9 protein-coding genes are annotated in these 15605 nt (G+C 39.7%); all 9 read left to right on the top strand.

The window, feature by feature from the left end:
* Positions 1 to 160: 160 nt before the first annotated feature.
* The 9 genes from nikA to BK585_RS05200 all read left to right on the top strand — a co-directional run bounded on the left by nikA (position 161) and on the right by BK585_RS05200 (position 15551).
* Complete coding sequence (gene nikA, locus BK585_RS05160) at positions 161 to 1684, top strand: nickel ABC transporter substrate-binding protein (RefSeq protein WP_078552348.1); 1524 nt, start codon at positions 161 to 163, stop codon at positions 1682 to 1684.
* Between the two features lie 254 nt (positions 1685 to 1938).
* Positions 1939 to 2889 (top strand): nickel ABC transporter permease, encoded by a 951-nt coding sequence (gene nikB / locus BK585_RS05165; protein WP_078552350.1) that lies wholly within the window; start codon positions 1939 to 1941, stop codon positions 2887 to 2889.
* Positions 2889 to 3734 carry a nickel transporter permease gene (nikC, locus tag BK585_RS05170; RefSeq protein WP_078552351.1) on the top strand — a complete coding sequence of 282 codons (846 nt, stop codon included), beginning with the start codon at positions 2889 to 2891 and terminating at the stop codon, positions 3732 to 3734. Before nikB ends, nikC begins: the two co-directional genes overlap by 1 nt.
* A complete protein-coding gene (locus BK585_RS05175; protein WP_078556625.1) occupies positions 3734 to 4561 on the top strand; it encodes an ABC transporter ATP-binding protein in 828 nt (275 codons plus the stop codon). Before nikC ends, BK585_RS05175 begins: the two co-directional genes overlap by 1 nt.
* Positions 4558 to 5331 (top strand): ABC transporter ATP-binding protein, encoded by a 774-nt coding sequence (locus tag BK585_RS05180; RefSeq protein ID WP_078552353.1) that lies wholly within the window; start codon positions 4558 to 4560, stop codon positions 5329 to 5331. Before BK585_RS05175 ends, BK585_RS05180 begins: the two co-directional genes overlap by 4 nt.
* A 21-nt stretch (positions 5332 to 5352) precedes the next feature.
* Positions 5353 to 5856 carry a GNAT family N-acetyltransferase gene (locus BK585_RS05185; RefSeq protein WP_078552354.1) on the top strand — a complete coding sequence of 168 codons (504 nt, stop codon included), beginning with the start codon at positions 5353 to 5355 and terminating at the stop codon, positions 5854 to 5856.
* 1 nt (position 5857) lies between these two features.
* On the top strand, positions 5858 to 7204 hold the full coding sequence (locus BK585_RS05190; RefSeq protein ID WP_170885480.1) for an MATE family efflux transporter: 1347 nt from the start codon (positions 5858 to 5860) through the stop codon (positions 7202 to 7204).
* A gap of 220 nt (positions 7205 to 7424) precedes the next feature.
* Positions 7425 to 11183 (top strand): endo-1,4-beta-xylanase, encoded by a 3759-nt coding sequence (locus BK585_RS05195; RefSeq protein WP_078552355.1) that lies wholly within the window; start codon positions 7425 to 7427, stop codon positions 11181 to 11183.
* A gap of 249 nt (positions 11184 to 11432) precedes the next feature.
* Positions 11433 to 15551 carry an endo-1,4-beta-xylanase gene (locus tag BK585_RS05200; protein WP_078552357.1) on the top strand — a complete coding sequence of 1373 codons (4119 nt, stop codon included), beginning with the start codon at positions 11433 to 11435 and terminating at the stop codon, positions 15549 to 15551.
* The last annotated feature ends 54 nt before the right edge of the window (positions 15552 to 15605 follow it).

Raw genomic sequence — 15605 nt, forward strand, 5'->3', positions numbered from 1 at the left:
GTTTGAAGCGATATTCTATTACACGTTATAATTACCTGTTGACGCTCTAAAAAGAACTGTGTATAGTAAAAAAATGAAAATAGTAATTATTACGGTTTGTAGAATTTTGAACAGACTGAAGTAATCATAAATACATAGAAAAAACTAGGAGTGGAGTAAAATGGGTGTAAAACAAAAGATATCTTTCATGATTCTAGCATTAATCCTCGTTGTTGCAACAGGATGTGCAGACCAAGCTGAATCTACTGAAACAGAGGACAAGTCACTAACGTTATTATTCAGCTTTGCATCAAAGTCAATTGACCCTCATCAAGACTGGATAGGTGTTCGTGCGGGGATTGCTGAGACACTTGTGAAGATTGATGAGAATTTAGATATTCAACCATGGATTGCGGAATCATGGGAACAGGCAGACGAGAAAACATGGACATTTACAATTCGTGATGGAATCACGTTTCATGACGGCTCTTCAGTAGATGGAGAGGCGGTTAAAGCGTCTTTTGAACGTTTGTTTGAAGTGAATGAGGCGATCGCTGCGAATTTAAAAGTGGAGGCGATTGAAGCAAGTGGGCAAGAGGTGACATTTAGGACAACAGAAGCGTACCCTGCGTTTCTATCAGAGTTGGTTCATACCAATGCAGCGGTTGTGAAAGCAGATGTCGACAATATTGGTGAGAAACCAGTTGCAACAGGTCCATTTCAAGTTGTTGACTTTACGCCTGAAGTAGAGATAACACTTGAAAAATATGAAGGTTATTGGGACGGACCAGCAAACCTTGACGATGTTACAATAAAGTTTAACTCAGATGGGAATGTTCGTGCACTAGCTCTTCAGTCAGGTGAAGTCGACATTGCCTATCATTTACCGCCTGAGACGCTGGCACCTATAGAAGAGAGTGACAACCTTCGTGTAGAGTCCGTATCAAGCTTACGTGTTCATTTTATTTTATATAATTCAGCGAAACCAGCATTACAAGATGTAAAGGTAAGAAAAGCAATTGACCATTTGATTAATCGTCCTGTCGCTGTGAGCGAGATTATGAATGGACATGCCACAGAAGCAAACGGTCCATTCAACCCGAATTTTGAGTTTGCAAGCAACCAAGAACCAGAAAGCTATGACCCGGCACAATCGGAAAAATTACTTGAAGAAGCAGGCTATGTGAAAAACAGTGATGGTATGCTTGAGAAAGACGGAGAAGTTCTTCAGTTAACTCTAGCAACCTATGAAGGAAGACCTGAGCTTCCGCTAATGGCACAGTACTTACAAGCAGAAGCGGCAAGCATAGGAATTGACATCAACATTGTAAACGCAGAAGATATTGATAGTTACTTATGGGAAAAGCAAGATGAATGGGATTTAGTGACCTATTCGAATTTAACGGCTCCACGTGGAGATGGAGGCTATTTCTTAAATGTGGCCTATTCTCCAGAAGGTTCTTTAAATCCTGGACAAATCAACATCCCGCAGCTTAATGAACTAACAACGGAATTAAATAGTACGGCAGATTACCAACAACGAATAGTCTTGCAAAAAGAAGCTGTTGAGATCATTTTAGATGAAGTTCCACAATCGTTTATTTTATTCCCTCATATTATTGTAGGGGTGAATGAGCGTGTCCAAAATTGGACTCCAGGTTCTGAAGAATACTATTTAATTACAAATAAGATAGATGTAGAATAATAAGGGTGCTGATAGAATGTCAGCATGATAGCAATGAGCGAGTCACCGTATCTTCTTTTAATAGAATCTGGTGAACTGCGCCATTGCTTTCTTATTTTATTATAAAAAGCATATTCGATGAAGTACGATGGCTTCGCACGCTACACGTCAAACAAAAGAGAACCCATTTTCGTTTGACTTAAAAAAAAGGTAGCGTCTTCGCTCATCGAAGTTATAAAAAGACCGCTAACGGTTTTTTACAAGAGGTGAGGAACATGGGTAGGGTGTTTTCAATTATTGGTTCTAGGCTCATTCAATTAGTAATCATGGTTCTCGTTCTTTCTTTTGTGACATTTTTATTGATGAAGATTACACCTGGTGATCCGGTAAGAACTCTTTTAAAGGTTGATGATATTGTTGCGACTACAGCTGATGAGGAGAGGTTGCGTGCTGAATATGGTTTTGACCAACCGATTTTACAGCAATACGGTCGTTGGCTCTGGAATGTAGTTCAGCTTGATTTAGGTGAATCCATTATTGCCAAGAGGCCAGTGCTCGAAATGATTGTTAGTAAACTACCGGCAACGATAGCACTATCAGTGGGCGGTATGATTGCTCTTTTTATAATTGCGGTTCCTTTAGGTATTTTTGGAGCGGTATATGAAGGGCGATGGCCGGATTATGTAAGCAGGTGGATTGCAATGCTAGGTGCTTCGATTCCAAGCTTTTGGCTTGGGTTGTTGTTAATTTATTTCTTTTCATTACAATTGAACCTGCTACCAGTGATGGGGATGGGGACGTTTGCTCATTTTGTTCTTCCTTCTGTTACATTAGGGATTGCTATGGCTCCGATATATATTAAACTTCTGAGAGAGCGTTTAATAGCGACACTCCAAAGTCCGTACATTGAAGCTGCAAAAGCGAGAGGATTGCATAAAAGTCGAGTCCTTATTTTTCATGCTTTAAGGGGAAGTCTTATTCCATTAGTAACGATGTTTGGCTTAAGTATTGGAAGCCTCTTAGGTGGGATTACAGTGATTGAAATTCTATTTTCTTGGCCAGGTATGGGAGAACTGATAGTCAATTCTGTGTTGCAACGCGATTATCCAGTTATCCAAGGCTATGTTATCATTGTTGGCGTTCTTGTCGTTATAACTAATCTGGCTGTGGATTTACTTTATTTGGTCATTAACCCACAAATCAAGCAAGGGAAGGAGGTCGTGTAATGGAAACTGTGATACACTCTACGACACGGCTTCTACAGAACCCGAATCTTGCTTTCGGTCTTCTGCTTGCTAGTTTGCTAGCGGGGATCACCTTTTTAGGAGGAGCACTCGTTTCTCATGATCCGTTTGCTATTGATATGAGTAATCGTCTCCAAGGCTCATCAGCCATGCATTGGCTTGGTACCGACCAATTAGGGCGTGATGTATTTGCACGCCTTGTTTACGGAGCAAAATTAACGATTGGACTAGGCCTTTTTGCGATTGTAATGGCTCTTTGTATCGGGGTTCCGATCGGGCTTTTCTCTGGTTATATTGGTGGACGAGTGGATGCTTTTTTTATGAGGATTATTGATGGAGTGTTAACATTTCCTGATTTTATTTTGGCGATTGCCATTGCTGGGATGCTAGGGCCGAGCTTAACGAATGTTATTATAGCGGTTGTTCTCGTTCGGTGGATTGTATATGCCAGGGTTGTCAGGGGCTTGGTGCTAGCGGAAAAAGAAAAAGAATATGTTCTTGTTTCTAAAGTATCGTTTTCAAGTCCCGTCAAAACGATTCGCATGCATTTATTGCCACAAGTGATGCCAGATATTATTGTCATGGCAGCGATTGATGTCGGGAAAGTCATCTTACTGATTTCGGCATTTTCATACATTGGAATCGGGGCGCAACAGCCTATCCCGGAATGGGGAGCAATGCTTAACGATGGCCGCGGCTATTTTCAAGTCGTTCCGTCCTTAATGATTTACCCTGGAATTGCAATTATGCTAACCGTTCTATGCTGTAACTTACTAGGAGACGGATTGAAAAGTTACTTTGATATACGAAAAGGTCGTGATCTATGATGAGTCAACCCTTAATGACACTACGAGACGTAACGATTGCACTTGAACTTAAATCAGAGAATAAGAGGTTAGTAGACAATGTCAATCTTAGATTAAATAAAGGAGAAATTGTCGGTCTTATTGGCGAAAGCGGAAGTGGAAAAAGTTTAACCGCAAAAGCAATAATGGGCCTTCTTCCTGAGGCGATGAATCAAAGTGGGGAGATTTTATTTAAGGACCATGATTTGTTGACGATCTCGCCTACACAGCATCGAAAGCTTCTCGGCAAAGAAATAGCGATGATTTTTCAAGATTATCGTGGAAGCTTTACACCTTTTATTAAAGTAGGAAATCAGCTTGTGGAAACGATTCGTACGCATGAAAAGCTTCGGAAAAAAGAAGCTAAGAAACTCGCACTACATGTACTCGAGGAAATGGGTTTAGACGGAGAGCGTGTGTATAAAAGCTATCCGTTTCAATTAAGCGGAGGGCAAGTTCAGCGTGCGGCGATTGCGATGGCTCTAGCACTAAAGCCATCCGTCATCATTTGTGATGAAATTACGACTGCGTTAGACGTAATGAATGGAGAGAAAGTGCTAGGGTATATTGATCGGATACGAAAAGAAACGGGATGTGCCGTCCTGCTGATTACTCATGATTTAGCACAAGCGTACAAACGAACAGACCGGATGTATGTTATGAATCAAGGAAGCATTGTTGAGGAAGGGTTACCTGAGCAAATTCGTTGTCATCACCAGCATCCCTATACAAAAAAGCTTTGTTCATGTTTGCTTTCACTTCCAGGAGAGATACCGTCAAAAGAAGAGAAAAGGGTACTTGTATTATGAGTGTATTGCTTGTTGATAACCTAACAAAACAATATACGAAAAAAATCCAGGCGTTAGATAAGATTTCATTTCAAGTAGATAAAGGCGAATGCATCGGGATTGTTGGGGAAAGTGGTTCTGGAAAAAGCACGCTTGCACGGATTATTCTGGGGCTAGAAAAGTACAAGGAAGGTCAAGTACTGGTAAACGAAAAACCGATTGCCCCTAGGAAAAGAGCCTTATTACGTCAGTATCGAAAAGAAGTTCAAATGATTTTTCAAGACTCAACAAGTACGCTAAACCCAAAGTTGCCGATTTGGAAAAGTATTCTTGAACCTCTTGATAATTTTAAAGAGATATACCCTTCGTTACTACCATCAAAAGGGTTGTTGAAAAAGGAAATTGCTGAAGCTCTGTTAGAAATGGTTGGTCTTGAAAAAGAAATGGCAACGCGCTATCCTGGTGAACTAAGCGGAGGGCAAAAACAGCGAGTGAGCATTGCCAGAGCCTTAAGTATTGAGCCATCTTTGCTCGTTTGTGATGAACCGACGGCTAGCTTAGATGTAACCGTACAAGTTCAGATTTTACAGTTGTTAAAGAAACTTCAAGAACAAATAAACATGACGATTTTGTTTATCTCCCATGACATTCGCGCAGTTACGTTTTTATGTGAAAAAATTATCGTCTTGCAGCATGGTTCAATCGTTGATGAATTTAAGGTAGAAGAGATTTATGACCCACAACGCCATCCGTATACAAAAGCTCTAATTCAAGCAGCGTCATTTGAGTAACAACAGGAGAGGAAGGATGAAATGGAAGTCCGAGTTGTCAAAAAAGAAGAGATACCACAAGTGTCTCAGTTTGTGGAAGAGACGATGAAGTCCGTCTTTCCTTTTCCACTTAGCGAGATGTCTAAGAGAGATTTAACAGACATGGATTCGTTATTTTTAGCAAAAGAGAAAGCGACATTTATCGCTGCCTTTGATCATGATGCGGTCGTCGGAACCATCGCAGTGCGCCCGTATGATGACCGAATTGCCTCGATAAAAGGAAGATATAAAGCAGACGATACGTGTGAAATCATTAAATGCTATGTAGAAGCGAAACGGAGACAACAAGGAATTGGGTCGTTACTGTTTGCTGAAGCGGAGCGGTATTGTGCTGAGGTCGGCTATCGTATCATGTATTTACACACTCACCATTTTTTACCGGGGGGCCTTTTCTTTTGGAAGAAGAAAGGGTTTATAACGGTCTTAGATGAAGGTGGAGAGATGGAAACGGTCCATTTAGAGAAACGGGTACCAGTAGGAGAGTAAGATGAAGCCAGAAATATCCCCGTTACAACATAAGCGTGTGTCTGTCTTGTCACAACGTCACTATTTAGTATTAGCGATTCCCCTGATTATTTCTGGCATTTCAACACCGCTATTAGGCGCCGTCGATACGGCAGTAGTTGGTCAAATTCCTGATCCTGCGGTAATTGGGGGAGTAGCGATTGGTGCCGTTATTTTTAACACGATGTATTGGTTGCTCGGTTTTTTGCGAGTAAGTACAAGTGGATTTACAGCTCAGGCAGAAGGAGCCAATAACCAAACTGAAGTGCTGTTAAGCTTTGTTCGTCCGATGATTTTGGCTGTTCTGTCTGGGTTGTTGTTTATCATCTGTCAACAGCCTATTTTACATATCTCATTAGCGTTATTTGGTGGTAGTGAGTTGGTGTCAATGTATGCTTCCACTTATTTTTCGATTCGTATTTGGGGCGCTCCGTTCCTTCTTCTTAGTTATGTCATGGTCGGCTGGATGGTTGGGATGGGGAAGGTGCGCTTAGCGCTTGTGACTCAACTATGGTTGAACGTCATCAACATCATTTTAGATTTTGTATTTGTCCTTGGATTAGGCATGGGTGTTACTGGCGTTGCTTATGCCACACTGATTGCTGAGGTGACGGCCGTTCTATTTGGAGCGGTTGTTATTGTAAGGACAAAACAGGTGAAGTTTTCTGATGTAAAGGCTAAACTGTTGATTCAGTCTGAGCCTCTCTTGAAAATGTTGAAGGTGAACCGAGATTTGTTTTTACGAACGGTTTGTCTACTTATTATGACAGGTATGTTTACATCGTCAGGAGCAAGCATGGGAGAAGTGACATTAGCAGCAAATGCAATTTTACTTCAAATCCATTATATCATTGCCTATTTTTTTGGAGGCTTTGCAAATGCTTCGAGTATTTTAGTTGGAAGAGCGGTCGGAGCAAAAAACATTGATTTATATAAACGTGCCTATATCCTTTCTGGACAATGGGGAGGTGGGGCAGCGATAGTACTGTCGTCTGTTATTCTTTTCTTTGGAGAACCGATTGTTAGCTTATTTACAACGAGTGCTGAAGTAAGAGAACTGGCTACAAGTCTATTGATTTGGATGATCATCTTTCCGATTGTTGGCTTTTGGGCATTGCAGCTAGAAGGGATTTTTTCTGGAGCGACAGAAGCAATAGCTGTGAGAAATTCGATAGCACTTGCATTACTCTTTTTCCTAGCCGCGCTATGGACCTTGGTTCCTCTTTTAGGAAACACCGGACTATGGATCGCTTTTTTAACATTTAGTCTTGGACGCTCTATCTTTCTATCATTATATGTACCGAAAGTTACACGAACGATTTTCTTATAATCGGGTGGTGCCAGGCACCACCCGATTTTTGTCGTATTCTCCTTTTTATTACATTATTGGTTTCATTATTTATATCGAAAAACAGGTCACTTTTTAGTTTTTTAAGTAAACCTATAGTTCTTGAGATTTAAGTTTTAGAGGAGACAGAACATAATAGAGGAGGGCTTTTTAATGTCATTTTTTAACGAGTTTCATAAATTTTTATGGGGGAATATAACAAATGAGTAAGAAGTTCATGCAATACGTTTCTGTTCTTCTAGCAGTAGTATTGGTACTTCAGCCTTTTATGGTTGCAACAATAGTAGAATCAACTGGCACAGAGCCAAGAACTGTTTATCATGAAACGTTCGCTAATGGTGTTGGTGTGGCAAACCAAGCAGGTGACGCTCGAGTCGAAGTGGCTTCTGATAAAGTGTTTGCAGGTAATGAAGACGGTAATTCAATTTATATTAGTCAAAGAGTGAATAACTGGGATGGAATTGATATTAATTTTAATGATGTCAGTATGGAAAATGGGAGTAAGTATACGGTTACTATAACGGGTTATGTTGATGAAGAAGTCAGTGTTCCAAGTGGAGCGGAAGTATATTTGCAAATTCCAACAGGGGAATATCTTTTATTAGCAAATACGGGTTTTGTAGCAGGACAAGCGTTTTCGTTAACTGCTGAGTATACAGTTACAGCTGATTCAATGCGTATCCAATCAAATCTAGAAGGAGCATCAGTTCCTTTCTATATTGGTGACATTCTTATCACAACTGTAGATGGTGGGAGTGAGACTCCTCCTGAACCAATACAAATTGCTTTTTTTGATTTTGAAAATGGTGTACAAGGATGGACTGGTCGTGGTAACGCTGACCTTTCTGTTACTGAAGATGCTTTTGAGGGAACACAGGCTTTAGTAACAACTGGGCGTACCGCCAATTGGCATGGACCAAGCAGAAATGCAACTACTTTCCTTGAAAAAGAAGTTAAATATGAAGTTTCTGGTTATGTGAAACTCGTAACTGGTCAACAACCTGATAATGTGAAGCTTTCTGTTGTCCAAACAGGTGCAGTTTCAAGTGTGAACCTATGGCCGACATTAAGTGGACCTTTACAAGTTACTGATACGGATTGGGTTCATTTTACTGGTGAATATATATTTGAACACACAGTGTCAAGCGTAAGTTTTCACTTTGAAAGTGATCGGAATGATACTGAATTTATTATAGATAATGTTAAAATCGTTCGATTACCAACAGAGCCTAATGATGAGAATGATGCAGAAGAATTAGACCAGGCTGGCGTGTTCTCTGACTTTGAAGATGGTGCGCAAGGGTGGGTTCCACGGGGAAGTGGATATCAAGCAATAGCTACAGGTGCAGCTGCTTACAGGAGCAATCAAAGCTTGTTAACTAACCCTTCGACTCAATTCCAAGGGCCTTTATTAAATGTTTTTGGAAAAATGCACCCAGGTCATATCTATGACTTGTCTGTATGGGTAAAAATGGATGAAGGGCAACCTTCGACTAGTCTTCGCATAGGTGTTCAATCAGGGAGTAACGCATTTACGAATGTATCCCCTGATGTAACAGTTACGAATCAAGAATGGGTGCAGTTATCAGGACAATTTACGCTTTCAAGCAACCCTACTTTACTAAATGTGTATGTAGAATTAGTGAATCAACCAAGTGCAGAAAGATTGTTTTATATTGATAATTTTGAATTAAAACATGTAGGTAAAATTTCAGAACAAGATAGACCAAGATTCAAAGAATATTTACCCTCAATTTCAGAAACATATAAAAACCATTTCTTAATTGGGAATGCGAGTTCAATGAATGAATTTCATGGTGAGCGACTCTTACACTTAAAGCATCATCATAATTTAGTAACAGCTGAGAATGTGATGAAGCCAGAGTACTTTTATAATGAGACTGGAGACTTTGATGCAACTGAACAAAATGAATTTGTAAATGCAGTATTGGGTGAAGAATTTAAAATTCATGGTCACGTCCTTATATGGCATGAGCAAACGAGGGAAGAATTACACACAGCAGCAGATGGTACGCCACTTCCAAGAGAAGAAGCACTTGCTAACATGGAAAGACATATAGAAGCTGTAATGAATCTTTACGGTGACGATGTGTTGTCATGGGATGTAGTAAACGAAGCCATTGTGGAGACGAGCCATCCGAATGACGAATGGGAAAAATCATTACGTGACACTGGTTGGAAACGTGCAATTGGTGACGATTACGTAGAACAAGCTTTTCGTATTGCTAAGAGTATCGTTGATGAAAACGAATGGGATATGAAGTTATACTACAATGATTACAATGACCATATTCCTAATAAAGCAGAAACGGTTTATCACATGGTCAAAGATATTAATGAAAGGTATGCGGAAGAAAACCATGGTGAAGTCTTAATTAGTGGTTTAGGAATGCAAGGACACTACAACGAATTTACGAACCTTGAAAATGTTAGATCTTCATTAGAATTGTTTAACCAACTAGAGATTGAAATCGGTGTTACAGAGCTTGATATTGTATCAGGTAGCTCCTATGCTCATCAAACTGAAGCTGAAGAAATTAGACAAGCTCAGGTTTATGCACAATTATTCCAGATTTATAGAGAATTTTCTGATAACATTTCAAGGGTTACGTTCTGGGGTCTTGATGATGGAGTAAGTTGGAGAAGTGATAGAACTCCAACCTTATTCAGAAGTAATCTAGACCCGAAGTTAGCTTATTATGCAGTGATTAACCCTGAGAAATTCCTTGAGGAGTATCCAATAGGTGGAAAAGTCATAAGACAAGGGGAAGCGGTTTTTGGAACTCCTGAAATTAATGGAACGATAGATAATGTATGGAATCGTGCACCGAGATTAACACTAGATCGCATAAGTGGCGCTTGGAATGTTCAGAATGGCTTTGGAAGAGTTTTATGGGATGAAGAAAATCTATATGTGCTGATTGAAGTTTTTGGGGTGAACTTAGATAAATCATCACGAGTTGTTCATGAACATGATTCAGTAGAAATTTTTATAGATAGGGAAAATCTTAAATCAACAACTTACCAAGAAGGTATTGCACAATACCGCGTTAATTTTATTAATGAAGCTTCATTTAATCCTGGAACCGAGGCAGCTAGAGAGGGATTTGAGTCAGCTACAACAATTGGTGATAATAATTATATTGTTGAAATGAAGATTCCATTTAATGAAACAACACCAGAAGAAATGAAAATACTGGGCTTAGACCTTCAAATTAACTATGCAAATAACGGACAACGGATTAATATTGCTACGTGGAACGATATCTCGGGTCAAGGTTGGAACGACCCCTCTGTATTCGGTGAAGTTACACTTGTTTTTGCTGAACCAGAAACAGAAGGAGCAGAGGAAACCGAAGAGTTAGAAGGGACAGAAGGCATAGAGGAAACCGAAGCACCAGAAAGTACGGAAGGCATAGAGGAAACCGAAGCACCAGAAAGTACAGAGGGCATAGAGGAAACCGAAGCACCAGAAAGTACAGAGGGCATAGAGGAAACCGAAGCACCAGAAAGTACGGAAGGCATAGAGGAAACCGAAGCACCAGAAAGTACAGAGGGCATAGAGGAAACCGAAGCACCAGAAAGTACAGAGGGCATAGAGGAAACCGAAGCACCAGAAAGTACAGAGGGCATAGAGGAAACCGAAGCACCAGAAAGTACAGAAGGCATAGAGGAAACCGAAGCACCAGAAGCGGTCGGAGGAGTAGAGGAAACTGAATCGGTAGAAGGCAAAAAAAGAAGCACAGAACGAACAGAAGGACTAAATGGCATAGAGGGAATAAGAACTGGGGATAATGAAACTGCTGTTATAGAAAAATTCTTAGATGATGCAAGCTATAAAGTCCCCAACACAGCCACTAATCTATATAACTACTTATTCATTGGAGTTCTACTATTATTTGCAGGTATTTTAATGGTTGTTAGAAAAAAGAACTACTAAACCTCATCGGGTGGTGCCTGGCACCACTCGAGTTTTTTTTGCTTTTTTTTACATTTCTGGTCTTATTCCTATCTTTTTTTTATCGAAAAATAGCTCTTATTTAGTTTTTGAGGTTTATTCTATAGTTTGTGAGATTTAAGTTTTAGAGGTGACAAGACATAATGAGATATGAAGCGCTTTCTTTTTTATTTTTATTATATGTAAGCGTTTCAATCAGTTTCATAAACTTTTATGGGGGGAATGTAGCAAATGAGTAAGAAGTTCAAGCGATACGTCTCAGTACTTCTAGCAGCAGTATTGGTGCTTCAGCCATTTATGGTTGCGACAGCAGCAGAATCAACTTCCACAGAGACAAGAACAGTTTACCAAGAAAACTTTGCTAATGGTGCAGGTGTTGCATCACAATCAGGTGGAGCATCTCTACAAGTGGTTGATAAAGTTTTTGAAGGAAATACGAATGGAAAAGCGTTAAGCGTTAGCAACAGGGCTAACGACTATGACGCAGCTGATTTTAATTTTAGTAGTGTAAATATGGAAAACGGTAAAACGTATAAAATTAAAGTAGTAGGATATGTTGACGAAGGAGTAGAAGTACCAGCAGGCGCAAGTGCAGTACTTGCTACAGCTGAAAGTTATGCTTGGCATAACAATGTAAGCTTTGTAGCTGGACAAGCATTTACGTTGAATGCTACTTATACCGTTGGCTCTAACGCTAGCGATACTAAACTTCGTATCCAATCTAATCCAGCGGGAGCAACAGTTCCTTTCCACATTGGAGAAGTTGTTATTACAACTGAGGTAGCGGTAGAATCAGACCCTGGTGAAGAAACACCTTCTGAACCAAATCCAAATCCTGGTACAGAGACTCCTTCTGAGCCAAATCAAATCGCATTTTACGATTTTGAAAGCGGTGTCCAAGGGTGGACTGCACGTGGTGGCGCTACTCTTTCTGTAACTGAAGATGGGTATGAAGGTTCAAAAGGACTTATAACAACAGGACGTACAGCTAACTGGCATGGACCAAGCATTAATGCTACAAGCCTTCTTCAAAAAGGTGCTAAATATGAAGTTTCTGGTTATGTGAAACTCGTAAGTGGTCAACAAGCTGATAATGTGAAGCTTTCTGCTGACCAATCAGGTGTCGCTGCGGGTGTAAACCAGTGGCCAACAATCAGTGGACCATTACAAGTTACTGATTCTGAGTGGGTTCAATTTAAAGGTGAATACACATTTGACTTAACAGCATCAGGTGTAAGTATTTATTTTGAAGCTGACCGTAATAACACTGAATTTATTGTTGATAATGTAAAAATCGTTCAAACAGCTCCAGCACCAAACCTTGATGATGATAGAGAATTAGACCAATCAGGAGTATTCTCTGACTTTGAAGATGGTGAGCAAGGATGGGTTCCACGTGGAAGCGGTTACCAAGCAGTAGCTACTGATGCAGATGCATACAGAGGTAATCAAAGCTTGTTAACTAATGCTCCAAATCAATATGAAGGACCATTATTAAATGTACTTGGAAAAATGCACCCGGGTCATATCTATGACTTATCTGTATGGGTGAAAATGGCTGAGGGACAACCTGCGACTAGTCTTCGCATCAGTGTTCAATCAGGTAGCAGTGCATTTACGAATGTATCACCAAATGTAACAGTTAATGACCAAGAATGGGTACAGTTATCAGGACAATTTACTCTTTCAAGCGATCCTTCTGTTCTGAATGCGTATGTAGAATTAGTGAATCAACCTAGTTCAGAAAGATTATTCTATATTGATGATTTTGAATTAAAACATGTAGGAAAAGTTTCTGAACAAGATAGACCAAGATTCCGCGATAACCTAGAATCAATTTCTGAAAAATATAAAAATCATTTCTTAATTGGGAACGCTATCACTATGAATGAATTCCAAGGTGAACGTCTCCTACAATTAAAGCATCATCACAACTTAGTAACAGCTGAGAATGTAATGAAGCCAGAATACTATTATAACCGTGCTACTGGTGCATTTGATTTTGCTGACCAAGATGAATTTGTTAATGCAACAAAAGCAGAAGGTTTAAACCTTCATGGTCATGTTCTTGTATGGCATGAACAATCAAGAGCAGAATTACACTCTAATCCAGATGGTACACCACTTACAAGAGAAGAAGCACTAGCAAACATGAGAACGCATATTGAAACTGTAATGAAACGTTACGGTGACGATGTATTGTCATGGGACGTAGTAAACGAAGCAATTGTTGAGACAGCTCACCCGAATAATGAGTGGGAAAAATCACTACGTAATACTGGATGGTTGAGAGCTATTGGTGATGATTACGTAGAACAAGCCTTCCGTATTGCTAAGGAGATTGTTGATGAAAACGGTTGGGATATGAAGTTATACTACAATGATTACAATGATCATATTCCTAGAAAAGCAGAAACAATTTATTACATGGTTAAAGATATCAACGAGAGATATGCGGCTGAAAACCCAGGTGAAGTTTTAATTAGTGGTTTAGGAATGCAAGGACATTACAACGAATTCACAAACCCTGAAAGCATTAGAACTTCTATTGAATTGTTTAGCCAATTAGGTATTGAAATCGGTGTTACAGAGCTTGATATAACATCTGGTAGCGCTGATGCTCCACAAACTCAAGCTGAAGAAATTAGACAAGCGCAGTTATATGCACAATTGTTCCAAATTTACAAAGAGCATTCTGATAAGATTTCTAGAATCACGTTCTGGGGTCTTGATGATGGAGCAAGTTGGAGAGGAGAAAGAACTCCACTATTATTCAAGCCTAACCTAGAACCAAAATTAGCTTACTATGCAGTAATTAATCCAGAAAAATTCCTTGAGGACTATCCATTAGGTGGAAGAGTCTACAGACAAGGACAAGCAGTTTATGGAACTCCAGATATTAACAAAGAGACGATTGATAGTGTTTGGAACACTGCTCCAAGATTAACGCTTGACCGCGTAAGTGGTGCTTGGAATGTTCAAAACGGCTTTGGACGTATTCTATGGGATGACGAAAATCTATATGTAATGATTCAAGTTTATGGTGCGAACTTTGATAAATCTTCAGATGCTGCTCATGAACATGATTCAGTAGAGGTATTCTTAGATAGAGAAAACCTAAAATCTGCAACTTTCCAAGATGGTATTGCACAATACCGAGTGAACTTTGATAATGAAGCTTCATTTAATCCTGGTACAGATGCTGCTACAAGAGGATTTGAGTCAAACACTAGAAGGTCTGGAAACAATTATGTTGTTGAAATGAAGATTCCTTTCAATGAAACAACACCAGAACATTTGAAGAAAATTGGTTTAGACCTTCAAATTAACTATGCAAATAACGGACAACGAATTAATGTTGCTACATGGAACGATATTTCAGGTCAAGGTTGGAACGATCCTTCAGTATTTGGTGAAGTTACACTAATGGACCCTAATCAAGGACCAGTAACTGAAGAGCCAATTGGAGTATCTCCAGAACAACTTGTTCCTACAAGCGAAGATGGTGTATATGAAGTAATTGCAGAAGCGGATGCTTTCGTATTCAGTAAAACTGTCCTAGAAACATTAGGAGCAGATGCTAAGATTATCGTATCAAATGGACAAGCGAAAGCTAAAGTTCCAGTATCTGTACTTCTTTCAACAGATGCAGAATATGTTACTTTCACATTTGGTGATGACCTAGCTGAAGACTATTTATTTGATAATGCAACAGCAGTAAGTGGAGTGTATGATTTTACAATTGTAGATTCTGAAGGCAATTTTATTTCAGAATTTGAAGAAGCTATTACATTATCATTTGCAGTTAATGCAACAGACATTGAAAATGTTCAGGTTTGGTACATTAACGAAGATGGAAATCCAACAGCATTTGAAACAGTTATTACTGGTGACAATGAAGTTTCAGCAGATGTAAATCACTTTAGTATTTATGGTGCATTTGAAATAGCAGCTGATGGAACAGATCCAGGAACAGGTGGCCCAGGAACAGGTGAGCCAGGAACAGGTGAGCCAGGAACAGGTGAGCCAGGAACAGGTGGCCCAGGAACAGGTGGCCCAGGAACAGGTGAGCCAGGAACAGGTGGCCCAGGAACGGGTGAGCCAGGAACAGGTGAGCCAGGAACAGGTGGCCCAGGAACAGGTGGCCCAGGAACAGACCCAGATGAAGATGGTACAACTTCTCCTGGTAAAGACAAAGATAAAGACAAGAAAGTAAAAGAAGACAAGAAAGATAAAGACGGCAAGAAGCTTCCTAGCACAGCTACTAATCTGTATAACTACTTATTAATTGGTGGTTTACTATTAATTGCTGGTATTGTAATGGTTGCTAGAAGAAGAGCTACAAATTAATAAAATAGAAAAAGGTGACTTTCAGGAGTCACCTTTTTCTTCTTTTACAGAAAC

Source organism: Bacillus alkalicellulosilyticus (genome assembly GCF_002019795.1).
Classification (GTDB): Bacteria; Bacillota; Bacilli; order Bacillales; family Bacillaceae_F; genus Bacillus_AO; species Bacillus_AO alkalicellulosilyticum.